This is a genomic window from Halovulum dunhuangense (assembly GCF_013093415.1).
Classification (GTDB): Bacteria; Pseudomonadota; Alphaproteobacteria; order Rhodobacterales; family Rhodobacteraceae; genus Halovulum; species Halovulum dunhuangense.
This window is the reverse complement of sequence record NZ_JABFBC010000001.1, coordinates 1,954,996-1,976,080: the sequence shown is the minus strand read 5'-3', so window position 1 is coordinate 1,976,080 and position 21,085 is coordinate 1,954,996. Positions and strand designations below refer to the sequence as shown.

General features: G+C 67.0%; 23 protein-coding genes and 1 tRNA gene. 15 read left to right on the top strand and 9 right to left on the bottom strand.

The annotated features are described in order from the left end of the window. Positions 1-116: 116 nt before the first annotated feature. The gene (locus tag HMH01_RS09575; protein WP_171324656.1) at positions 117-509 is read left to right on the top strand and encodes a hypothetical protein; all 393 of its coding nucleotides are present in this window, start codon (positions 117-119) and stop codon (positions 507-509) included. An 86-nt stretch (positions 510-595) separates the two neighbouring features. Further along, positions 596-880: a TFIIB-type zinc ribbon-containing protein gene (locus tag HMH01_RS09570; RefSeq protein WP_171324654.1), complete on the top strand. Its 285-nt coding sequence runs from the start codon at positions 596-598 to the stop codon at positions 878-880. A gap of 33 nt (positions 881-913) precedes the next feature. Here the strand turns inward: HMH01_RS09570 and HMH01_RS09565 are convergent, their stop codons facing one another. Both HMH01_RS09565 and parE read right to left on the bottom strand, forming a co-directional pair. Continuing rightward, positions 914-1,471 (bottom strand): hypothetical protein, encoded by a 558-nt coding sequence (locus HMH01_RS09565; RefSeq protein ID WP_171324652.1) that lies wholly within the window; start codon positions 1,469-1,471, stop codon positions 914-916. 77 nt (positions 1,472-1,548) lie between these two features. Then, positions 1,549-3,528 (bottom strand): DNA topoisomerase IV subunit B, encoded by a 1,980-nt coding sequence (parE, locus tag HMH01_RS09560; protein ID WP_171324650.1) that lies wholly within the window; start codon positions 3,526-3,528, stop codon positions 1,549-1,551. A 179-nt stretch (positions 3,529-3,707) separates the two neighbouring features. Between parE and HMH01_RS09555 the strand changes: the two genes are divergently transcribed. The 3 genes from HMH01_RS09555 (at position 3,708) to HMH01_RS09545 (ending at position 5,248) form a co-directional block, all read left to right on the top strand. Then, positions 3,708-4,595, top strand: a complete 888-nt coding sequence (locus HMH01_RS09555; protein WP_171324648.1) for an endonuclease/exonuclease/phosphatase family protein — start codon at positions 3,708-3,710, stop codon at positions 4,593-4,595. 82 nt (positions 4,596-4,677) lie between these two features. Then, complete coding sequence (locus HMH01_RS09550) at positions 4,678-4,995, top strand: TraR/DksA family transcriptional regulator (RefSeq protein WP_171324646.1); 318 nt, start codon at positions 4,678-4,680, stop codon at positions 4,993-4,995. Between the two features lie 4 nt (positions 4,996-4,999). After that, positions 5,000-5,248, top strand: a complete 249-nt coding sequence (locus HMH01_RS09545) for a hypothetical protein (RefSeq protein WP_216366779.1) — start codon at positions 5,000-5,002, stop codon at positions 5,246-5,248. 103 nt (positions 5,249-5,351) lie between these two features. On the opposite strand, the gene glnA is transcribed toward HMH01_RS09545, so the two are convergent. Next, positions 5,352-6,761 carry a type I glutamate--ammonia ligase gene (glnA, locus tag HMH01_RS09540; RefSeq protein ID WP_171324644.1) on the bottom strand — a complete coding sequence of 470 codons (1,410 nt, stop codon included), beginning with the start codon at positions 6,759-6,761 and terminating at the stop codon, positions 5,352-5,354. 50 nt (positions 6,762-6,811) lie between these two features. Then, on the bottom strand, positions 6,812-7,150 hold the full coding sequence (locus tag HMH01_RS09535; RefSeq protein WP_171324642.1) for a P-II family nitrogen regulator: 339 nt from the start codon (positions 7,148-7,150) through the stop codon (positions 6,812-6,814). A 185-nt stretch (positions 7,151-7,335) separates the two neighbouring features. Between HMH01_RS09535 and HMH01_RS09530 the strand changes: the two genes are divergently transcribed. From HMH01_RS09530 to HMH01_RS09485, 10 genes are all read left to right on the top strand, one after another. Continuing rightward, positions 7,336-8,871: an NAD(P)H-hydrate dehydratase gene (locus HMH01_RS09530; protein WP_171324640.1), complete on the top strand. Its 1,536-nt coding sequence runs from the start codon at positions 7,336-7,338 to the stop codon at positions 8,869-8,871. A 96-nt stretch (positions 8,872-8,967) separates the two neighbouring features. Continuing rightward, a tRNA-Leu gene (locus HMH01_RS09525) sits at positions 8,968-9,052 on the top strand. 27 nt (positions 9,053-9,079) lie between these two features. Further along, on the top strand, positions 9,080-10,411 hold the full coding sequence (tig, locus tag HMH01_RS09520) for a trigger factor (protein ID WP_171324638.1): 1,332 nt from the start codon (positions 9,080-9,082) through the stop codon (positions 10,409-10,411). A gap of 178 nt (positions 10,412-10,589) precedes the next feature. After that, the gene (locus HMH01_RS09515) at positions 10,590-11,213 is read left to right on the top strand and encodes an ATP-dependent Clp protease proteolytic subunit (protein ID WP_171324636.1); all 624 of its coding nucleotides are present in this window, start codon (positions 10,590-10,592) and stop codon (positions 11,211-11,213) included. Positions 11,214-11,274: 61 nt separating this feature from the next. Then, positions 11,275-12,810: a globin-coupled sensor protein gene (locus tag HMH01_RS09510; protein WP_171324634.1), complete on the top strand. Its 1,536-nt coding sequence runs from the start codon at positions 11,275-11,277 to the stop codon at positions 12,808-12,810. A gap of 461 nt (positions 12,811-13,271) precedes the next feature. Next, positions 13,272-14,537, top strand: coding sequence for an ATP-dependent Clp protease ATP-binding subunit ClpX (gene clpX / locus HMH01_RS09505; protein WP_171324632.1), 1,266 nt, complete (start codon positions 13,272-13,274; stop codon positions 14,535-14,537). A gap of 78 nt (positions 14,538-14,615) precedes the next feature. Continuing rightward, complete coding sequence (locus HMH01_RS09500; RefSeq protein WP_171324630.1) at positions 14,616-14,999, top strand: RidA family protein; 384 nt, start codon at positions 14,616-14,618, stop codon at positions 14,997-14,999. Positions 15,000-15,060: 61 nt separating this feature from the next. After that, complete coding sequence (locus HMH01_RS09495; RefSeq protein ID WP_171324629.1) at positions 15,061-15,441, top strand: NADH:ubiquinone oxidoreductase subunit NDUFA12; 381 nt, start codon at positions 15,061-15,063, stop codon at positions 15,439-15,441. Between the two features lies 1 nt (position 15,442). Then, complete coding sequence (mlaD, locus tag HMH01_RS09490; protein WP_171324626.1) at positions 15,443-15,901, top strand: outer membrane lipid asymmetry maintenance protein MlaD; 459 nt, start codon at positions 15,443-15,445, stop codon at positions 15,899-15,901. Beyond that, on the top strand, positions 15,901-16,383 hold the full coding sequence (locus tag HMH01_RS09485; RefSeq protein ID WP_246237305.1) for a DUF2155 domain-containing protein: 483 nt from the start codon (positions 15,901-15,903) through the stop codon (positions 16,381-16,383). The genes mlaD and HMH01_RS09485 overlap by 1 nt, the downstream gene beginning before the upstream one ends. On the opposite strand, the gene aat is transcribed toward HMH01_RS09485, so the two are convergent. The 5 genes from aat to HMH01_RS09460 form a co-directional block, all read right to left on the bottom strand. Further along, positions 16,347-17,000, bottom strand: coding sequence for a leucyl/phenylalanyl-tRNA--protein transferase (gene aat / locus HMH01_RS09480; protein ID WP_171324624.1), 654 nt, complete (start codon positions 16,998-17,000; stop codon positions 16,347-16,349). The genes HMH01_RS09485 and aat overlap by 37 nt on opposite strands. Positions 17,001-17,023: 23 nt before the next feature. After that, positions 17,024-18,367 carry an acetyl-CoA carboxylase biotin carboxylase subunit gene (gene accC, locus HMH01_RS09475; protein ID WP_171324622.1) on the bottom strand — a complete coding sequence of 448 codons (1,344 nt, stop codon included), beginning with the start codon at positions 18,365-18,367 and terminating at the stop codon, positions 17,024-17,026. A 12-nt stretch (positions 18,368-18,379) separates the two neighbouring features. Then, the gene (gene accB, locus HMH01_RS09470; protein ID WP_171324620.1) at positions 18,380-18,871 is read right to left on the bottom strand and encodes an acetyl-CoA carboxylase biotin carboxyl carrier protein; all 492 of its coding nucleotides are present in this window, start codon (positions 18,869-18,871) and stop codon (positions 18,380-18,382) included. Positions 18,872-18,987: 116 nt separating this feature from the next. Further along, positions 18,988-19,737 (bottom strand): DsbA family protein, encoded by a 750-nt coding sequence (locus HMH01_RS09465; protein WP_171324618.1) that lies wholly within the window; start codon positions 19,735-19,737, stop codon positions 18,988-18,990. Positions 19,738-19,740: 3 nt separating this feature from the next. After that, complete coding sequence (locus HMH01_RS09460; protein ID WP_425483601.1) at positions 19,741-20,970, bottom strand: M48 family metalloprotease; 1,230 nt, start codon at positions 20,968-20,970, stop codon at positions 19,741-19,743. Positions 20,971-21,085 lie beyond the last annotated feature (115 nt).

Below are 21,085 nucleotides of genomic sequence, written 5' to 3'. Positions count from 1 at the left end.
GTTGCTATTCATTCTGCTTCCAGGGGTGACAGATGCCACCCTTGCTTCGGCCAGAGGGCCGTTGAGGGGGCGCGCCGAATGGCGCATCATGCACCCTCGTTTCAAAGGAGCTTTCAGTGCGACGTTTCTGGATTCTGTGCTGTCTCGGTCTTGCGGCCTGCGCGAGCCCGCTCGAACAATGCGTGAGCCAGGCGCAGCGCGACCATGATGGCCTGCTGGCCGCCATCGCGATTGCCGAGGCGAACATCGCGCGCGGCTACGGGGTGGATCGCGAAGTCGTCCCCTACCAGCGCCCGGTGCTGTGCACGGGCGTGGGCCTTGGCACGGGCCGGGTGGGCGTGGGTCTGACCGGCTGCTCGGAGACGCGCTTCCGCACCGTCGAGACGCCGGTGCCGCTGGATATCGAGGCCGAACAGCGCAAGCTCGCCTCGATGCGGGCACGGCTGCCGGTGGCGCGGGCGCGGCGCGATGCCGCGATTTCCGCCTGCTACGCGCAGTTTCCGGCCTAGCGCCGGCCCACGGGTTGAACCGCCGCGGATCGCACCGATATCGAGGGCATCGCCCCGCATGGGGCAGGCAATCGAAAGGAATTCCGATGCAATGTCCGGTTGATGGAACGACGCTGGTGATGAGCGATCGCAACGGGGTCGAGATCGACTATTGCCCCGCCTGCCGCGGCGTGTGGCTCGACCGCGGGGAACTGGACAAGATCATCGAACGTTCCGCCGCGCAGGGCCAGATGCCCCCGCCGCCGCCGTCCCAGGCGCCGTCCCGGCACCAGGCGCGCGACGACTACCGCAGCAGCGGCCATGGCCACACCGACGAGGGCTACCGCAAGAAGAAGCGCGGCGGCTTCCTAGAGGATCTGTTCGACTTCTGAAGCCGTTGTGGCAGGGGGCGGCAACGCCCCCTTTCAGCGGAACGGATCCGTGACGGGCGCAGCGAAAGGGTCCGCAGGCGCGGCCGCCACCGTCCAGGATCGCTGGCAGGCCAGCACCTCCTCGAAGGCGGCGCGGGAACCTGCAAGCGGAAAGCTGCCAAGCGGCGCGCCGTTGTAGCGCCAGGCCATCACGTAGGTCTTGCTGAATTCCTCGATGAACAGCGCGGCCTGGTCGGACGTCGCATCGACCAGCATCATCAGCCCGGGCGTGCCGTCGAAATCCTCTCCGATCATTGCCAGTTCCCAGGGCGTCTCGGCCCCGAAGACGGCCTGCACCGTGTAATCGCTGCCCGGCACGATGGAGCGCCACGCACCGTTCATCAGCGTCACGTCCAGAAGCAGGTCGCCCGTGGACAGGTCGAAGCCGATGAAGAAGGCGGTGCCGTTCGCGAACTCGGCATAGGCAAGGCAGCCCTCGGAACTCGAATAGTGCGAGATGTCCCAGGTGCCGACCATCTTCCAGTCTGTCACGTCCGCCCGAAGCGGCAGCGCGGAAAGGGCAAGGATGGCGGCGGTCAGGGCAGGGCGCATGGGCGGGTCACTCCGTTCGTTTGACCTGATGCTGGCCGGGGGATTGGGCAGGATTATGGCCTGCCCTGCGCCGTGCGTCAGACGTCCAGCTCTTCCACGAAGCGGGCGTTTTCCTGGATGTACTGGAAGCGCAGTTCCGGCTTCTTGCCCATCAGCCGCTCGACCAGGCCCGAGGTCTCTCCCGGCTCGTCCTCGTCGATGGTGACGCGGATCAGCTTGCGGGTGGCGGGGTTCATCGTGGTTTCCTTCAGATCCTTGGCGTCCATCTCGCCCAGGCCCTTGAAGCGGCTGATGTCGATCTTGCCGCGCCCGCCAAGGCCGCGTTCCAGCCACATGTCCTTTTCCGCGTCGTCCATCGCATAGACCCGGTGCGCGCCCTGCGTCAGGCGGTAGAGCGGCGGGCAGGCAAGATAGAGATGGCCGTGATCTATCATCGGCCGCATCTGGGTGAAGAAGAAGGTCATCAGAAGTGCCGCGATATGCGCGCCGTCCACATCGGCGTCGGTCATGATGATGATCTTCTCGTAGCGCAGATCCTCGACGCTGAACTTCGAGCCGAGCCCGGTGCCAAGCGCCTGGCACAGGTCGTTCAGCTCCTGGTTCTGGCCCATCTTGGACGATGCCGCGCCCAGCACGTTCAGGATCTTGCCGCGGAGCGGCAGCAGCGCCTGGATCTCGCGCAGGCGGGCCATCTTGGCCGAGCCGCCCGCGCTGTCGCCTTCGACCAGGAACAGCTCGGTCCCCTCGCGGCTGTTCGAAGAGCAATCGACCAGCTTGCCGGGCAGGCGCAGCTTCTTGGTGGCGGACTTGCGCGATGTCTCCTTTTCTGCCTTGCGGCGCAGGCGCTCCTCGGCCTTGAGCACCAGGTAGTCGAGGATCGCGCCCGCCGATTTCGTGTCCGCCGCCAGCCAGTTGTCGAAATGGTCGCGGACGGACTGCTCGACCAGCCTCTGCGCTTCCGCCGTGGACAGGCGATCCTTGGTCTGGCCGACGAAATCGGGCTCGCGGATGAAGACCGAGATCATCGCGGAGCCGCCGGCCTGCACGTCCTCGCGGGTGATGTTGGCGGCCTTGCGGTTTGAGGCAAGCTCGCCATAGGCGCGGATGCCCTTGAGGATCGCGGCCCAGAAACCGGCCTCGTGCGTGCCGCCCTCGGGCGTGGGCACGGTGTTGCAGTAGGACTGCACGAACCCGTCGCGCGACGGTGTCCAGTTGATCGCCCATTCGACCGAGCCGGGGGTGGAGGCCCCGAATTTCTCGGCAAAGGAAACCTTTCCCGCAAACGGCTTTTCGCTATAGGTGGCAGACCCTTCGAGCCGTTCCTTCAGGTAATCCGAAAGTCCGCCGGGGAAGTGGAACACCGCCTGTTCGGGGGTCTGGTCGTCGGCCAGTTCGGCCGCGCATTTCCAGCGGATTTCCACGCCCGAGAAGAGATAGGCCTTGGATCGCGCCATCGACAGCAGGCGCGCGGGCTTGAGCCGCGACCCCGCGCCGAAGATCTGCGGGTCGGGATGGAAGGTGACGGTCGTGCCGCGCCGGTTGGGCGTCGGCCCCAGCGTCTGCAAGCCCCCCTGCGGGATCCCGCGCGAGAATTCCTGCGCATAGAGCGTCCTGTTGCGCGCCACCTCGACCCGGACATGGTCGGAAAGCGCGTTCACCACCGAAACCCCCACGCCGTGCAGGCCGCCCGAGGTCTGATAGGCCTTGCCCGAGAACTTGCCGCCCGCATGCAGCGTGCAGAGGATCACCTCGAGCGCGGACTTGTCGGGAAAGCGCGGATGCGGGTCCACGGGAATCCCGCGCCCGTTGTCGCGGATGGTGCAGGATCCGTCGGCATGCAGCTCGACCTCGATCCGGTTGGCATGGCCCGCCACCGCCTCGTCCATCGCGTTGTCGAGCACCTCGGCCACAAGGTGATGAAGCGCGCGTTCGTCGGTGCCGCCGATATACATGCCGGGGCGCTTGCGCACCGGCTCGAGCCCTTCGAGAACCTCGATCGAGGAAGCATCATAGGTGGCATCGTCTGCCCCCCCGGCGAAAAGATCGTCTGCGGCCATGATCATGCTCGATTTTGTGTTTTTTGCTGGCGCCATTAGAACATCTGGGCCCGGTCCCCGCAATAGCGCCCGAAGGCGGCGGGTGCGTCGCGCTGCGCCGATCGCTGCGGATCCGAACCGCCACGGGTGACATTCCACCTGCGATCCCTCAATCATCGCGGCAGCAGGAGGAGAATCCCATGCTCGACGCCATTCGCGGCCTGACCACGGCCATCGCCACCGCAGGGATCGTGGCCGTGATCGCCGGCTATTTCGGCGACCGGCACCCGGCGCTGGATACGCTCGGCGCCTTTCGGCTGCATGCGCTGGTGGCCTTTGGCGCGCTGTTCGCCTTTGCGCTGGTGTTCCGGGCGATGACGGCGCGGTTCATCGCGCTGACCGGCGCGATGCTGGCCGCCGCAGGCCTTGCGCCCGCAGTGCTGCCGGCCGATCCCATCGGCCCGCCCGAACTGACGCTGTTCAGCCAGAACCTGCGTTTCGACAACCCGACGCCGCAGGCGGTTGTCGCCGGCGTCGAGGCCGCGCGCGCCGATATCGTGGCGTTCCAGGAGGTGAGCCGGCCCAACCGCGCGATCCTGGATGCGCTGCGCTATCCCACGCAGGTGCTCTGCGAGTTCGCGGGCGTGGGCGACGTGGCGCTTCTGTCGCGCCACCCGATGATCGGCAGCCCCGGCTGCGCCCGGGGGCAGGGCGTGGCCTGGGCGCGGCTTTCGACGCCGGCGGGGGAAGTGACGGCCGTGACGCTGCACCTGCCCTGGCCCTGGCCACACACACAGGCGGCGCAGTCGGAACGGGTGGCCGGGATCCTCGCGGAGCTGGAAGAGCCCGTCGTCATCGCGGGGGATTTCAACATCCCCGCCTGGGGCGCCAGCCTGAAGCGCATCGCCGAGTCGACCGGCACGCGGGCCGTGCCGGGGTTGCGGCTGACCTTTCTGCGGCCCGCCTTCTGGCCGGGCCTGCCGCTCGATCATGTTCTGGTGTCCGAGGAACTTCTGGCCGAGACGCGGATGATCGATGCCTTCGGCTCGGATCACGCGGCGCTCTTGACCGGGCTGCGCTTTCGTTGACAGGCTGTTGATCGGGATCAAGGTCCGCCGCGCGCCAGCCGGTCAAGGCTGGGGCGAGACATGCGAAAAGGAGCAGGACGACATGGGCAAATGGGACAAACGCAGGGCGGCGCTGGAGACGCGGCTCGGGGAGCTGAACGAACGGCTGCTCGAGATCGAGGAGGCGCTGGACGCCCCCGCACCCCAGGACGACGAGGATCGGGCGACAGAGCGCGAGGATGACGAGGTGATGGAGCGGCTGGGAAATTCGGGCCGCAAGGAGATCGAGATGATCCGCGCAGCCCTCGGCCGGATCGAGGATGGCAGCTACGGGCAGTGCGTCACCTGTGGCGACGACATCTCGGAGGAGCGCCTCGACCTGCTGCCCGCGACGCCGTTCTGCCGCAGATGCGCGGGGTGACGTGATGGCTTTCGAGACGCTCAAGGCCAGCATCTACGCGCTGCTGGAGGAAATCGCCGCCACCCCGAAGGACGCGCATGTCGCCCAGGAACGGCTGCGCGAGAAGCTGTCCGAGATGCGCGCGCTCGGCCAGCCCCTGCCGGAGGATCTGGTGGAGCTGGAGGACTGGCTCGAGACGCGGCTGGAGGAGGGGTCCGACGATCACGCCGCGCCGCTGCCGGAACGCTTCCGCGGCCCGCGGCCGCAGCGCTAGGCGCATGTTGCCGCCGGTTGGCAAGACCAGCCCGGAACCCATTGCCGTAAAATAGAAAAAGGGGCCCCGAAGGGCCCCTGAAGTGGTCTGGGGAGTGCTGCGCTCAGCAGCTGTAGTACATCGCGTATTCGACCGGGTGCGGGGTGTGCTCGTAGCGGTACACCTCTTCCCACTTCAGCTCGACATAGCCCTCGATCTGGTCGCGGGTGAACACGTCGCCGGCCAGCAGGAACTCGTGATCGGCCTCGACCGACTGCAGGGCCTCGCGCAGCGAGCCGCAGACGGTGGGGATGCCGGCCAGTTCCTCGGGCGGCAGGTCGTAGAGATCCTTGTCGGCCGCGTCGCCGGGGTGGATCTTGTTCTTGATCCCGTCGAGACCCGCCAGCAGCAGCGCCGAGAAGGCGAGGTAGGGGTTGCAGGACGGATCGGGGAAGCGGGTTTCCACGCGCTTGGCCTTCGGGCTTTCGGTCCACGGAATGCGGATCGAGGCCGAACGGTTGCGCGCGGAGTAGGCCAGCAGAACCGGCGCCTCGAAGCCCGGGATCAGGCGCTTGTAGGAGTTGGTCGACGGGTTGGTGAAGGCGTTCAGCGCCTTGGCATGCTTCAGGATGCCGCCGATGTACCACAGCGCCTCGTCCGACAGGTCGGCATACTTGTCGCCCGCGAAGAGCGGCTTGCCATCCTTCCAGATCGACTGGTTGACGTGCATGCCGGTGCCGTTGTCGCCCGCGATCGGCTTCGGCATGAAGGTCACCGACTTGCCGTAGGCGTTCGCCACGTTGTGGATGACGTACTTGTATTTCTGCATGTTGTCGGCCTGCTCCGTGAGCGTGCCGAAGATCAGGCCAAGCTCGTGCTGGGCCGAAGCGACCTCGTGGTGGTGCTTGTCCACCTTCATGCCCATGCGCTTCATGGTCGACAGCATCTCGCCGCGCAGGTCCTGGGCATGGTCGATCGGGGGCACGGGGAAGTAGCCGCCCTTGACGCCCGGACGGTGGCCGAGGTTGCCCATCTCGTAGTCGGTGTCGGTGTTCCAGGCCGCGTCATGCGCGTCGACCTCGAAGGCCACCTTGTTCATCGAGGTGGAGTACTTCACGTTGTCGAAGATGAAGAACTCGGCCTCGGGGCCCCAGTAGGACTGGTCGCCGATGCCCGACGATTTCAGATAGGCCTCGGCCTTCTTGGCGGTGGTGCGGGGGTCGCGCTCATAAGCCTCGTTGGTGTCGGGCTCGAGCACGTCGCAATGCACGCAGAGCGTCTTTTCGGCGTAGAACGGGTCCATGTAGGCCGAGGACGCGTCGGGCATCAGTTTCATGTCGGACTTGTCGATCGACTTCCAGCCGGCGATCGAGGAGCCGTCGAACATGAAGCCCTCGGCCATGAAGTCCTCGTCCACCAGGTCGGCGACGACGGTCACGTGCTGAAGCTTGCCGCGCGGGTCGGTGAAGCGGATGTCGACATACTCGACATCCTCGTCCTTGATCGTGCGCAGCATCGAAGAGCTGTCGGTCATGGTAGGTTTCCCCAAGTTGATGGTTCGTGGTTTCGGGATGGGAAGCGGCGTCAGAGGGCGTCGGGGCCTTCTTCGCCGGTGCGGATGCGGATGGCCTGCTGCACCTCGGAGACGAAGATCTTGCCGTCCCCGATCTTGCCCGTCTTGGCGGCCGCGATGATCGCCTCGATCGCCTGGTCGACCAGGTCGTCGGAGATGACGACCTCGATCTTCACCTTGGGCAGGAAGTCGACCACATATTCTGCGCCGCGATAAAGCTCGGTATGGCCCTTCTGGCGACCGAAACCCTTGGCCTCGATCACCGAGAGACCCTGGACGCCGATCTCCTGAAGGGCCTCCTTCACCTCGTCGAGCTTGAAGGGCTTGATGATCGCCTCGATCTTTTTCATCTCGTGCTCCCGCATTCCTCCCCGCGCCGGATCGCGCCGGGTGCCCGACGGAAAAAGCACCTCGTCGGGGGCTTTTCAAATCGCTAGGCTGGTGGCGGATGGATGCAGGCGGCCCTTTCGGCGTAAATGCCTCATAATTGTGCAATTTGCACATTTCTTAGGCAGAATGAGAAGGTTTTTCCGGGATGGAACTGCTTGGCGCAGGGCAGATGCGGGCCGCGGAGCAGCACGCAATGGCGCGCGGACAGGCAAGTGGCGCGGAATTGATGGAACGCGCCGGACGCGGCGTCGTCGATGCGCTTCTGGCCAGACGCCCCGCCTTTGCCCATGCGCCGCACCGGGCGCTGGTACTGTGCGGCCCGGGGAACAATGGCGGGGACGGCCTTGTCGTCGCCCGGCTGTTGCGGGCGCGCGGCTGGCAGGTCGAGGTCAGGCTCTGGGGCGATCCCGCGCGGCTGCCGCCCGATGCGGCGACAAACCTGGCGCGATGGGGCGAGGCTGCGCCGTGGCGCCGGCCGGAAATCGCCGCATCGATGGCCTGCGGGGTCGATCTGGTGGTGGACGCGCTCTTCGGCACCGGCCTGAGCCGCGGCCTGCCCGCGGACATGGCGGGGATTCGCGACGCGATCGACCGAAGCGGCGCCTTCCGGCTGGCGGTGGATCTGCCAAGCGGCATCTGCAGCGACAGCGGCCGCGATCTTGGCCATGCGCTGGCAGCGGACCTGACCGTCAGTTTTCACCGCCCGCGCATCGGTCACTACCTGCTGCCCGGTGCGACGCTGTGCGGCGCGCTGGCCATCGTCGATATCGGTCTCGGGCCCGACGGGGTCGCGCCCGAGACGGTGGTGCGCCTGGCCGAGGCAACGCCGGAGGCGGTGCTGAAAGGGCAGGGGCACAAGTACGAACACGGGCATGTGCTGGTGCTGTCGGGCCCTGCCTCGCATGGTGGGGCGGCGCGGCTTGCGGCGCGCGGCGCGCTGCGGATGGGTGCGGGGCTGGTCACGATCGGCGCGCCGGGCGACGCGCTGCCCGAACATGCCGCGCGGCTCGATGCGGTGATGTTGCGCGGGATAGGGGATGCCGCGGCGCTGGCCACGGCACTGGAGGATCCGCGCCTCGACACGCTGCTGCTTGGTCCGGGCCTCGGGGTCGAGCGGGCGTCAGGGCTGGCGCGGGTGGCGCTGGCGGCGGGTCGCGCCACGGTGCTTGATGCCGATGCGCTGAGCTGCTGGGCCGACCGGCCCGAGGCGCTGTTCGATCTGTTGCACGAGAACGTCGTCCTGACACCGCATATGGGCGAGTTCGCGCGGCTCTTTCCCGATATCACCGCAAGCCTCGCCGCGCCGCCCGGGCGCGGTCCGGCCTTCTCGAAGGTCGACGCGGTCACGGCGGCGGCGCGGCGGGCGGGCTGCACGGTCCTGCTGAAGGGGCCCGATACCGTGATCGCCGACCGGACCGGCGCCACCCGGATCGCGGCGGCGCTGTACGAGCGGTCCGTGCCCTGGCTTGCCACCGCCGGGGCGGGCGACGTCCTGGCCGGTTTCATCGCGGGGCTTCTGGCGCGCGGACTGCCGCCGATCGCGGCCGCGGCGAGTGCCGCCGTGCTACATGCGGACTGCGCGCGCGCCTTCGGTCCGGGCCTGATCGCCGAGGATCTTCCCGATGCGCTGCCCCGCGTTCTGGCAGCGGTTTCGCACGGCGCGAGGGCACTGCGTGAATAGCGGCCCGCGGCGCGCATTTTTCCCTCGCGCCCCCCGGGTGTGTTTGCTAGAAGGGCGCCGATTTCCGGTAGCCCGACCGGCGGACGATCTTGGTGCGCGGGTGTGGTGAAATTGGCAGACACGCCAGATTTAGGTTCTGGTGCCGCAAGGCGTGGGGGTTCAAATCCCTCCACCCGCACCAAAAACCAGGTATGAGGAAGAAGGACACATGCAGGTCACCGAGACCCTGAACGAAGGTTTGAAACGCGGCTATTCGATTACCGTCACGGCGGCCGAACTGGAAGCCAAGGTCAGCGAGAAGCTGGAGGAAGCGCGCAAGGGCTTCCAGATGAAGGGCTTCCGCAAGGGCAAGGCGCCCGCCGCGCTGATGAAGAAGATGTTCGGCAAGTCGGTGCTGGGCGAGGCGATGCAGGAAAGCATCGATGCCGCGATGCGCGAGCATTTCGAGAAGACGGGCGACCGTCCGGCGGTGCAGCCCGACGTCAAGATGACCAACGAGAACTGGGAAGAGGGCCAGGACGTCGAGGTCGCCCTGACCTACGAGGCGCTTCCCGAGGTGCCCGAGACCGACTTCACCGGAATCGAGCTGGAAAAGCTGGTCGCCGAGATCGAGGACGACGCCGTGAACGAGGCGCTCGAGAATCTTGCCGGGTCGGCGAGCAACTTCGAGTCGCGCCGCAAGGGCTCGAAGGCGAAGGACGGCGACCAGATCGTCATCGACTTCGTGGGCAAGATCGACGGCGAGGCCTTTGACGGCGGCGCGGCCGAGGATTACCCGCTGGTGCTGGGGTCCGGCAGCTTCATCCCCGGCTTCGAGGAGCAGCTGGTCGGCGCCAAGGCCGGCGAGGAGCTCGAGGTCAAGGTCACTTTCCCGGAAAGCTACCAGGCCAAGCAGCTTGCCGGCAAGGAAGCCGTGTTTTCCTGCACGGTAAAGGACGTGAAGGCCCCGAAGCCCGCCGAGATCGACGACGAGCTGGCCAAGAAGTTCGGGATGGACGATCTCGAGGCGCTGAAGGCGCAGATCCGCGAGCGTCTGGCCGAGGAATATGCCGGCGCCGCGCGCCAGGTGCTCAAGCGTCGCCTGATGGACGCGCTGGATGCCGCCGTCAGCTTCGACCTGCCGCCGAGCCTGGTCGAGACCGAGGCGCGCCAGATCGCCCACCAGCTGTGGCACGAGGAAAACCCCGAGCACCAGGGCCACGACCACGGCGCGATCGAGCCGACCGAAGAGCACAACAAGCTGGCCGAGCGCCGCGTGCGGCTGGGCCTGCTGCTGGCCGAGGTCGGCAACAAGGCCGAGATCACCGTCACCGACGCGGAACTCCAGCAGGCCATGTTCCAGCAGGCCCGCCAGTATCCGGGCCAGGAACGCGCCTTCTTCGAGTTCATCCAGAAGAACCCCGGCGCCCAGCAGCAGCTGCGCGCGCCGATCTTCGAGGACAAGGTCGTGGATCATATCCTCGAACAGGCCAAGGTGACCGAGAAGCCCGTCTCCAAGGACGAGCTGCAGAAGGCCATCGAGGCGCTCGACGAGGAGTGATCCCGCGCCCTCGGGCGGATCGGACAGGGAAACGCGCGGGCCCGTGGCCCGCGCGTTTCCGCATTCGCCGACCGGTCCGTACGCCGCGACCCTTGCAGCCCCCCGGCCGCGGCACTATTCCTAGAGGGGACCGATCACCGGGCCGCGCCCAGCGGCCCCCCGGACAGGCAGAACACCCATGCATGACCCGCTTTCGCCGCTGCAAAGCTTCATCATCCCCACCGTGGACGAAACGACCGCGCGGGGCTCGATCCGCTATGACATCTTCTCGCGGCTGCTGAAGGAGCGGATCGTCTTCGTGTCCGGCCCCGTCCATGACGACATGGCGACCGTGATCGTGGCGCAGCTGCTCTTCCTCGAGGCCGAGAACCCGAAGAAGGAAATCTCGATGTATATCAACAGCCCCGGCGGTATCGTGACCTCGGGCCTGTCGATCTACGACACCATGCAGTACATCCGGCCCAAGATCTCGACGGTGTGCATCGGGCAGGCGGCCTCGATGGGGTCGCTGCTGCTGGCCGCGGGCGCGCCGGGGATGCGCTTTGCGCTGCCCAACGCCCGGATCATGGTGCACCAGCCCTCGGGCGGCTACCAGGGCCAGGCCACCGACATCATGATCCACGCGCGCGAGACGCAGGCGCTCAAGCATCGGCTGAACGAGATCTATGTCCGCCACACCGGGCAGGAACTGGAAAAGGTCGAGGCGGCGCTGGACCGCGACAACTTCATGACCGCCGAGGCCGCGCGCGACTGGGGCATCGTGGACGAGATCGTCACCAATCGTGGCGAGGCCGACAGCTGACTTGTCGATGCGCGGCGTAACCATTGGGTAACGCCGCGCCGATAAGAAGGTTCCCGCAGACATGGATTTGCGGGGACAGGACGTGGACGGAAAAGACAATCGCATCCAGGATCAACTGGATTTCATCGGAATGGACGCGCCCGCGCGGGAACGTCTTGCCGCGCTGAAACCCCGGATCGGCGAGATCATGGGCCCGGCGCTTGAAACCTTCTACGCAAGGCTTGCCACGCGTCCGGACCTTGAAGGCAAGTTCGCGTCTCCGGGGCGGATCGCGCATGCGCGGGACCGCCAGCGCGAACACTGGCTCATGATGGCCGAGGCGAATTTCGACGCGCATTACGAAAAGGCCGTCGGAAGGGTGGGCCAGATCCATGCCTCCATCGGGCTGGAACCCGACAAGTACCTGGCCGGCTATGCCGTGGTGCTGGAGGATCTGGTACGCCAGATGATCGACCGCGCACAGGCGGATGGCGTGCCGCAGGGGTGGTTCAGGCGCGGGCCGGGGCCCGACCTGAATGAGTTGCGGGAGGATGTGGCCGTGCTGATCCGCGCGGCGTTCCTCGATGCCGGGATGGGCATTTCCGAGTATCTCTCGCGGCTGGAGTTGGCCCGCGCCGATATCGCTGCCCAGAAGGCGCAACAGGACAAGCAGATCGCCGATGGGATCGCCGCCATCGAACTGGTGGTCGAGGGCCTTGCCGCGAATGATCTGGGCGTGCGCATGCCCGAGGATGCGCCGTGCCAGTTCGGCGCCATCGCGGTCAAGCTGAACCAGGCGCTGGGCGGGCTGTCGCTGGCGATCTCTACCGTTACCAGGGGCGCCGATGCGATCGGCGCGGCAGCGCAACGCATCACCGATGGCACGAACCGCCTGTCGGACCGCACCGCGCAACAGGCGGCCAGCCTGGAGGAAAGTTCGGCCGCCTTGCACCAGCTGACCGAAAGCGTGGGCTCCACCGCCAGCGTCGCCGGAGAGGCTGCGCGACTGGTCGTCGCGATGCGCGAGGAAACCGACGGCTCGGGCCAGGTCGTGAGCGAGGCCAGCGCCGCCATGCGCGAAATCGAGAACGGCTCGTCCGAGATCGTCAAGATCGTGACGCTGATCGACGAGATCGCCTTCCAGACCAATCTTCTCGCGCTGAACGCCAGTGTCGAGGCGGCGCGCGCAGGCGATGCCGGGCGGGGCTTTGCCGTAGTCGCCCACGAGGTGCGGGGCCTTGCGCAGCGCTGCGCCGATGCTGCCGGCACGATCAAGGCCCTGGTGCAATCCTCGGATCAGCAGGTGCGCAGCGGCGTCGCGCTGGTCGAACGGACCCGCGCCGCCCTGAACGGGATCGCGGGCCATGTGAAGGGCGTGACCGAGATCGTGGGCAACATCTCTCATGCCGCGCGCGAACAGGCCATGGGCCTGCAGGAGATAAACCAGGCCGTCACCCAGATGGACGGGCTCACCCAGCAGAATGCCGGCATGGTGGACGAGACCAACGCCGAGATACAGGGCCTCCAGCGGGATGCGGAACGCCTGGTCAAGGCACTCTCCGTCTTCAGCTATGCGGCTCCGCAGGTCGAGGCGCCGCGCCGCGCGCTTGCGGGATAGGCCGGGTGGCCCCCGGGGGCCGCTCTGGCGCACGCGATCCACGGCGCGGATGCAGGGCTTGCAGCCGTGCCCGGCCATCCCCACCTCTGCCACGACGGGCGGAAACGGGACGGCCGGCCTGCCCACCGCTGGGCGTCGCCGGGAAACGCGCTGCGCGTGTCGGCGGAGCATGCCATCGCTTGAGGCAGCACCCGGTCCGGCGGAACATCCAGCCGCGCCGGGCGACGGCAGGCGCAGGGGCGTCCATGGTGGTCCTTGCGGCGCAAGGGCGCAGGAAAGCACCGGGCCCTGCCGATGCGGGGAAAGTCACGGACCTCAAGGGATTGTTCCGCCAAAAAACCGGTGGCGTCCCTTGTCATTCCCCTTCCCGCATTGCCTAATGCGCCTTGGACAATATGATATGACTCGGACGGGGCCCAGCGTCTGCTGACGAGAACGATACCCGGGCCCAGGAGGGAACCATGAGCAAGACCGGCGGCGGCGACAGCAAGAACACGCTTTACTGTTCGTTCTGCGGCAAGAGCCAGCACGAGGTGCGCAAGCTGATAGCGGGGCCGACCGTGTTCATCTGCGACGAATGCGTCGAGCTGTGCATGGACATCATCCGCGAGGAAACGAAGTCCAACCTGGTGAAATCCGCCGACGGCGTGCCGACCCCGCAGGAGATCTGCGCGGTACTCGACGACTACGTTATCGGCCAGGAAAAGGCCAAGCGCGTGCTTTCGGTCGCGGTGCACAACCATTACAAGCGGCTGAGCCATTCGTCGAAAAGCCCCGATGTCGAGCTGTCGAAGTCGAACATCATGCTGATCGGCCCGACCGGCTGCGGCAAGACGCTTCTGGCGCAGACGCTGGCGCGCATCCTCGACGTGCCCTTCACCATGGCCGATGCGACCACCCTGACCGAGGCCGGCTATGTCGGCGAGGATGTCGAGAACATCATCCTCAAGCTGCTGCAATCGGCCGAATACAATGTCGAGCGGGCGCAGCGCGGCATCGTCTATATCGACGAGGTCGACAAGATCAGCCGCAAGTCCGACAACCCCTCGATCACCCGCGACGTGTCGGGAGAGGGGGTGCAGCAGGCGCTTCTCAAGATCATGGAAGGCACCGTGGCGAGCGTGCCGCCCCAGGGCGGGCGCAAGCATCCGCAGCAGGAATTCCTGCAGGTGGACACGACCAACATCCTGTTCATCTGCGGCGGCGCCTTTGCCGGGCTCGACAAGATCATCGCCCAGCGCAACAAGGGCAGCGCGATGGGCTTCGGCGCCAACGTCAAGGCGGATGACGACCGCCGGATCGGCGACGTCTTCAAGGAGCTGGAGCCCGAGGATCTGCTGAAATTCGGCCTTATCCCCGAATTCGTCGGCCGTCTGCCGGTGATCGCCACCCTGTCCGACCTGGACGAGGAGGCGCTCGTCACCATCCTGACCAAGCCGAAGAACGCCCTCGTCAAGCAGTACCAGCGCCTGTTCGAGATGGAGGACGTCAATCTCACCTTCACCGAAGAGGCGCTGATCGCGATTGCCAAGCGCGCGATCGAGCGCAAGACCGGCGCGCGCGGCCTGCGCTCGATCCTCGAGGAAGTGCTCCTCGACTGCATGTTCGAGATCCCGGGCATGGAGGGCGTCGAGGAGGTTGTCGTCAACGAGGAAGCGATCAACCGCCAGGGCGAGCCGCTGCTGATCTATGCGGACAAGCGCAAGGAGCCTGCCTCGGCCGGCTGAGACAACGTGACATCGCAACAGGGGCCGCTGCATCCAGCGGCCCTTTTTGATTGAACTTCAACCCCTGCGGAGACTTCCATGACACGTCGCCTGATCTCTTCCGGGTCGCGGTTCGAGGCCGAGATCGGTTATTCCCGCGCGGTCGTCTGCGACGGCTGGGTCTTCGTCTCGGGCACCACGGGCATGAATTACGAGACGATGACGCTTGCCGAGGGCGCGCTGGCGCAGGCCGAACAGGCGCTGAAGAACATCGGCGCGGCACTCGCCCAGGCGGGCGCCAGCCTGAACGACGTGGTGCGCGTCACCTATGTCATGGCCGACAAGAACGATTTCGAGGCGTGCTGGCCAGCGCTGCGGGCGGCCTTCGGCACGGCACGCCCGGCTGCAATGATGATCGAGGCGGGGCTGATCGACCCGGCGATGAAGATCGAGATCGAGGTGACTGCGCGGCAGCCTGCCTAGGCACTGGACCTCGGGCAGACCCCGCCTTAGAAAGGGTCAACACGAGAAGGAAGGGTTGGATATGGGCCTGATTTCCGAGATCTTTACCTGGTGGAACGGCCAGACCCTGGGCACGCGGCTCTGGACCTCGCGCAACGGCACAAGGGTCGGCGACGACGAGCAGGGCAACGTCTTTTACCAGTCGAAGGACGGTGCGCGGCGCTGGGTCATCTACAACGGCGAGGCGGAGGCAAGCCGCGTCTCTCCGGAGTGGCACGGCTGGCTGCACCATACCTTCCAGGAGCCGCCGACGCGCGCGCCGCTGGCCCGCAAGGCGTGGGAAAAGCCGCATCAGCCCAACATGACGGGGACACCGGCCGCCTATCATCCCCCCGGAAGCCTGTACGCTCCGGTGCCCAAGGCGCGCACCGATTACGAAGCCTGGAGCCCGGAGCAGTCCTGACATGGCCAACAGCGTCACGGAAACCCTGCTGGGCGCGGGCGTCCTGCTGGTCGCAGGCGGATTTCTGTTCGTGGCCAACCAGTCCGCCGACCTGTTCGGCGACGGCGACGGGCGCTACGCGCTGCGCGCCAGCTTCACTTCGGCCGAGGGGGTATCGGTCGGGACCGATGTGCGCATGGCGGGGGTCAAGATCGGCTCGGTCACCGGGCTCAACCTGAACCCCGACACCTATCGCGCGGACCTGGTCTTTACGGTCGATGACGGGATCATGGTTCCGGACGATTCCGACGTGAAGATCGCCTCGGAGGGGCTTCTCGGGGGCAGCTACGTCGAACTGACGCCGGGTGGATCCGAGTTCATGCTGGCCGAGGGCGACGAGATCCTGCTGACGCAAAGCTCGGTCAGCTTTCTCAACCTGATGATGCGCTTCGTCACCAACGACACCGGGGAGACCGAGTGATGCATCGCAGGCTTGGCCTGACGCTCGCCCTCGCGCTCCTGCCGCTGGCCGCGCTGGCGCAGGACGGGGGCGATGCGATGCCCCTTGAGGAACCGGTGGAGGAGGGGCTCGGCCTCGAGGCCGAGATCGAGGGACTTCTGGGCAGCGATCCGGCCGACACCTTTACCGAAGAGCAGGCCGCCCGGTTCGGGGTGGCGGGCGCGGCGCGCCTGCGGGGGCTCGACACGCTGACCAACGAGGTGAGCGACTTCACCATCGCCGTCGGCGAGACGCTGCGCTTCGAGCGGCTGATCGTCTCGCTTGAAGCCTGCCGCTTTCCGGCCGAAAGCCCAGAAGCCGATGCCTATGCCTTCCTGCGCATCCGGGACGAGCGGGACGATACGGACCGGTTTACCGGCTGGATGCTGGCATCAAGCCCCGCGCTTTCGGCGCTGGACCATCCGCGTTACGATGTCTGGGTGCTGAGCTGCACCACCGACTGAGCGTCCGTCGACAGGGGCAGGCGCCAGAAATCGGCTGGCCGGCGAAGGGCCTTGTCCAGACGCCGCTGGTATTCCGCGCGCGTGATTTCCACGGCGCCCATGCTTTCCAGATGGTCCGTGACGAACTGCGTGTCGAGCAGCGTGAACCCGCCCGCGCGCAGGCGCGCCACCAGCCAGACCAGCGCGATCTTTGACGCGTCCGGGCGGCGCGAGAACATGCTTTCGCCGAAGAACGCCCCGCCGAGCGCCACGCCGTAAAGCCCGCCCACAAGCTTTCCGTCCATCCAGACCTCGACCGAATGGGCATAGCCGGTGCGGTGCAGGTCCATGTAGAGCGAAAAGATCTGGCGGTTGATCCAGGTTTCCTCGCGGTCGGCGCAGGCGTCCAGCACCTCGGCGAAGCGGCTGTTCACGCGTATCTCGAACCCGCCCTGGCGGATGCGCTTGCGCAGGCTGCGCGACACATGCAGCCCGTCGAGCGGCAGGATGCCGCGCAGCTGCGGATCGACCCAGAAAACGTCGCGTGCCTCGGCCCCGTCGGCCATCGGGAAGATCCCGGCGACATAGGCCTCCAGAAGCAGGCGTGCGGTCAGCGGGGGCGTGATGTCATCTCTCATCCTGCCCCCGATCCTATCCCATCTCAGCTATGCGCTTCGAGCCATTTTTCGAGCCAGTGGATCGTGTAGTTCCCGGACTGGATGTCCGGCTCGTCCAGGAGGGCGTGGAACAGGGGCGTCGTCGTCTCGACCCCGTCGACGATCAACTCGCCGAGTGCGCGCCGCAGCCGCGCCAGCGCCGCGGTCCGGTCAGAGCCATGCACGATCAGCTTGCCGATCAGGCTGTCGTAATAGGGCGGGATCGAATAGCCCTGATAAAGCGCGCTGTCCATCCGCACGCCAAGTCCCCCCGGCGCGTGAAAGGCCGTGACCCGGCCCGGAGAGGGGCGGAACTCGGGCAGCTTTTCCGCGTTGATCCGGCATTCGATGGCGTGGCCGTTGGGGATCAGGTCTTCCTGGCGCAGGCTCATCTCTTCGCCGGCGGCGACGCGGATCTGTTCGCGGACCAGGTCCACGCCATAGACCGCCTCGGTCACGGGATGCTCGACCTGAAGGCGGGTGTTCATCTCGATGAAATAGAACTCGCCGTCCTCGTAGAGGAACTCGATCGTCCCGGCGCCGGAATAGCCCATGGCCCCCACGGCGTCGGCGCAGACCTTGCCAATGCGCGCGCGGGTTTCGCCGTCGATCGCCGGCGAGGGGGATTCCTCGAACACCTTCTGGTGGCGCCGCTGAAGCGAGCAGTCCCGCTCGCCCAGGTGGACGGCGCGACCCTTGCCGTCCCCGAAGATCTGGATCTCGATATGGCGCGGGCGCTGGAGGTATTTCTCTATGTAGACCGCGTCATTGCCGAAGGCGGCCTTGGCCTCGGACCGGGCCGAGGAAAAGGCCATGTCCAGTTCCTCGGGCCTGCGCGCAAGTTTCATGCCGCGCCCGCCACCGCCCGCGGTGGCCTTGATGATGACGGGGTAGCCCATATCGGCCGCGATCCGCCGGGCGTCCTGCACCGTGGGCACGCCGCCCTCGGAGCCGGGCACGCAGGGCACGCCCAGCTTCAGCATGGTTTCCTTGGCGGTGATCTTGTCGCCCATCATGCGGATATGTTCCGACGAGGGGCCGATGAAGGTGATGCCGTGATCCTCGAGCACCTGCACGAAGGCGGCGTTCTCGGACAGGAAGCCATAGCCTGGGTGGATCGCCTCGGCGCCGGTGATCTCGCAGGCGGACACGATCGAGGGGATCGACAGGTAGCTGTCGGTGCCGGGCGGCGGGCCGATGCACACGCTCTCGTCGGCCATGCGCACATGCATGGCGTCGGCATCCGCCGTGGAATGCACCGCGACCGAGAGGATGCCCATTTCCTTGCAAGCGCGGATCACGCGAAGCGCGATCTCGCCGCGGTTGGCAATGAGGATCTTCTTGAACATCCTTGCCCCGCCTTATTCGAGGATCAGGAGAGGCGCGCCGAACTCCACCGGCGAGCCGTCCTCGACCAGGATGCGCTTGACCTTGCCCGAACGCGGCGCGGGGATCTGGTTCATGGTCTTCATCGCCTCGATGATAAGGACCGTCTGCCCCTCCTTGACGGTATCTCCCACGGCAATGAAGGGCGCGGCGCCAGGTTCGGGCTGAAGATAGGCGGTGCCGACCATGGGCGATGTCACTGCGCCCGGGTGCTGCGCCGGATCCTCGGACACGGCAGGGGCGGCGGCGGGCGCCGCGGACGCGGCGGCGGCGGGGGCTGCCGGGGCAGGGGCCGCTTGATGCAGGATCGGGGCCGCGGCGGCGGGTGTGCGCGCCACGCGCACATCGAGCGTGTCGTCCTCGCCGTATTCGCGGCGGACCTCGACCTCGGTCAGGTCATGCTCCCGCAGCAGCGCGGCAAGCGCCGCGATGAATTCGACATCGGACTGGTGGTTGTTCTTGCTCATCCTTACCCCGGTTCTTTTCGAGAGGTTTCCTGCGCCGCTCTGGTCAGGACTGCCGTTTTATAAGGGCCAGCCTGCCCGAGGGAAAGCCCTGTCGCGCCAGCACGGCCGGCCCCCGGTCACATCGCCTCGCGCACGCTGCGGACGCGTTCCTGCATCTGCGGCAGCGGCAGATATCCGCGCACCAGTTCCGAGCCCAGCACGAAGGTCGGCGTGCCCGAGACCTGGAGCGCCGTGGCCAGGCTGCGATTTTCCGCGATGATTCGGGTGATGTCGGCATCCTGCATCCGCGCCTCCATGGCCGCCACGTCGGCGCCCGCATCGCGCGCAAGCCCGCGGATCACGCCGGGGTTCAGCTGCCCGTCAAAGCGCATCATCGCGTCGGTGAAGGCCTCGTAGATCTCGCTGCCCTGATCCAGAAGCACCGCGAGTGCAGCGCGCGAGGCAGTCTCGGACACCGGGCCCAGGATCGGGAATTCCTTCTGGATCAGCCGGATGTTGCCGTCCTGGGCGAGCAGGTCCATCACTTCCGGGTGGGCGCGCTTGCAGAAGCCGCACTGGTAGTCGAGGAACTCGACGATGGTCACGTCGCCCTGCGGATTGCCCATGACGTGCGAGACACCGTCGGAGTACAGCGCCTCGGCATGGGCGGCGATGGCGGCGGCGTCTGCATTGGCTTCGGCGGCGGCGTTGCGCTGCTCGAGCACGGCGATCGCCTCCATCAGCACCTCGGGGTTGTCGAGCAGGTAGCCACGGATTTCCGCCCGCAGCGCGTCGCGGTCGGCCGGGGACAGGTCGTCGAAGGGCCCCGCACTGGCGGCGCCGGCCAGCGCAAGCGCCGCTGCGAGGAACAGGGGGGTCAGCTTCATGGTCTATCTTCCTTCCGACGACGTGGCGCGCCGCACGACGCGCAGGATATCCTCTGCCTGGCGCCAGCCGGGGGCGCCTTGCGGAAACGCGCGGGCCGCCCGTGCGGCGTGGATGCCCGCATCGCGCAGCTGTCCCGACAGCATGTAGCGCTCGGCGGTGGCGAGCGATGCATCCGCGGGCCGGTTCAGCCGCGCATAGGCGATGGCAAGGTTCGCCAGCGCCCGCGCATCAGCCTTATCAATCCGCCGCGCCCTTGTCAGGACCTGCAACGCCTCTTCGGTCGCGGCAGGCGTGTCGAGCGCGATCAGCGCGCGCCCCAGCCCCGACAGGATCAGCGGCTCGTGCGGCGCAAGCTCTGCCGCGCGCCTGTAGGCGGCCACGGCATCCCGCGCACGGCCCGACTCCAGAGCGAACTGGCCGGCAAGCTCGTGGTAGTAGGGGTCGTCGGGATGCGCCGCCAGCAGCACCGCCATCGCGGCCCGCGCGCGCGCGATGTCGGGCAGCCGGTGCCAGGCGATGGCGCGGGCCAGGAGGGCTGCCTCGGATCCGTCGTCGGGGCGGCGGCGCAGCGTTTCCGACGGCGGTTCCAGAAATCCGTCGAGTTTCGCCCGCATCCGGGCATGAAGCCGCGCCGTACCTGGATCGGGCGCGGTGCCCGGGCGCGCATTACCCACCCCTTCGCGCATGAAGCGCAGCCGGTCGGACCACAGCGGGTGCGTGCGCACATAGGGATCGGCGAACATGTCGGCGCCGTATTCCTGGCCCCGAAACAGCGCCATCACCTCGAGTATCGCCTGCGGGTCGGCGCCCGCCGCTTCCATGTAGCGCAGCGCCGCCTGGTCGGCCGAGGCTTCCTCGGCCCGGTTGTGCGACAGAAGCGAGCGTTCGGCCACCTGGCTGGATGTCAGGCCCGCGCCGATCGCAAGCTCGGCATTTCCGCTGGCGGCGGCGGCGATGGCCAGCAGGACGCCAAGGCCCACGGTCCCCGAGGCGGCGCGGATCTGCTCGTTTCGCCGGAACAGGTGGCCTCCGGTGATGTGGCCCACCTCATGCGCAACCACCGCGCGGACCTGGTCCACCGTCTCCAGCCGTTGCAGAAGGCCGGTGTGCAGGAAGATGTTGTCGCCCCCCGCGACAAAGGCGTTCAGATCGGGATTGTCGATCAGGTAGATGCGAACCTGCGCCGGGCTCAGCCCCGAGACACGCAGGATCGGATCGACGATACGCTCCAGCGTCGCCTCGATCTCGGCGTCACGGATCAGCGATTGCGCGCCGGCGGCCCCGGCCAGCGCCAGCGCCGCAAGGCATGCGATCGCCCCTTGCAGGACCGTGCGGAAAATTGCGACA

Bases quoted from the DNA above. Each gene is read 5' to 3' on its own strand.
- HMH01_RS09570 (WP_171324654.1), top strand. From the start codon at position 596: ATGCAATGTCCGGTTGATGGAACGACGCTGGTGATGAGCGATCGCAAC.
- HMH01_RS09565 (WP_171324652.1), bottom strand. From the start codon at position 1,471: ATGCGCCCTGCCCTGACCGCCGCCATCCTTGCCCTTTCCGCGCTGCCG.
- parE (WP_171324650.1), bottom strand. From the start codon at position 3,528: ATGGCCGCAGACGATCTTTTCGCCGGGGGGGCAGACGATGCCACCTAT.
- HMH01_RS09555 (WP_171324648.1), top strand. From the start codon at position 3,708: ATGCTCGACGCCATTCGCGGCCTGACCACGGCCATCGCCACCGCAGGG.
- HMH01_RS09550 (WP_171324646.1), top strand. From the start codon at position 4,678: ATGGGCAAATGGGACAAACGCAGGGCGGCGCTGGAGACGCGGCTCGGG.
- HMH01_RS09545 (WP_216366779.1), top strand. From the start codon at position 5,000: ATGGCTTTCGAGACGCTCAAGGCCAGCATCTACGCGCTGCTGGAGGAA.
- glnA (WP_171324644.1), bottom strand. From the start codon at position 6,761: ATGACCGACAGCTCTTCGATGCTGCGCACGATCAAGGACGAGGATGTC.
- HMH01_RS09535 (WP_171324642.1), bottom strand. From the start codon at position 7,150: ATGAAAAAGATCGAGGCGATCATCAAGCCCTTCAAGCTCGACGAGGTG.
- HMH01_RS09530 (WP_171324640.1), top strand. From the start codon at position 7,336: ATGGAACTGCTTGGCGCAGGGCAGATGCGGGCCGCGGAGCAGCACGCA.
- tig (WP_171324638.1), top strand. From the start codon at position 9,080: ATGCAGGTCACCGAGACCCTGAACGAAGGTTTGAAACGCGGCTATTCG.
- HMH01_RS09515 (WP_171324636.1), top strand. From the start codon at position 10,590: ATGCATGACCCGCTTTCGCCGCTGCAAAGCTTCATCATCCCCACCGTG.
- HMH01_RS09510 (WP_171324634.1), top strand. From the start codon at position 11,275: ATGGATTTGCGGGGACAGGACGTGGACGGAAAAGACAATCGCATCCAG.
- clpX (WP_171324632.1), top strand. From the start codon at position 13,272: ATGAGCAAGACCGGCGGCGGCGACAGCAAGAACACGCTTTACTGTTCG.
- HMH01_RS09500 (WP_171324630.1), top strand. From the start codon at position 14,616: ATGACACGTCGCCTGATCTCTTCCGGGTCGCGGTTCGAGGCCGAGATC.
- HMH01_RS09495 (WP_171324629.1), top strand. From the start codon at position 15,061: ATGGGCCTGATTTCCGAGATCTTTACCTGGTGGAACGGCCAGACCCTG.
- mlaD (WP_171324626.1), top strand. From the start codon at position 15,443: ATGGCCAACAGCGTCACGGAAACCCTGCTGGGCGCGGGCGTCCTGCTG.
- HMH01_RS09485 (WP_246237305.1), top strand. From the start codon at position 15,901: ATGCATCGCAGGCTTGGCCTGACGCTCGCCCTCGCGCTCCTGCCGCTG.
- aat (WP_171324624.1), bottom strand. From the start codon at position 17,000: ATGAGAGATGACATCACGCCCCCGCTGACCGCACGCCTGCTTCTGGAG.
- accC (WP_171324622.1), bottom strand. From the start codon at position 18,367: ATGTTCAAGAAGATCCTCATTGCCAACCGCGGCGAGATCGCGCTTCGC.
- accB (WP_171324620.1), bottom strand. From the start codon at position 18,871: ATGAGCAAGAACAACCACCAGTCCGATGTCGAATTCATCGCGGCGCTT.
- HMH01_RS09465 (WP_171324618.1), bottom strand. From the start codon at position 19,737: ATGAAGCTGACCCCCCTGTTCCTCGCAGCGGCGCTTGCGCTGGCCGGC.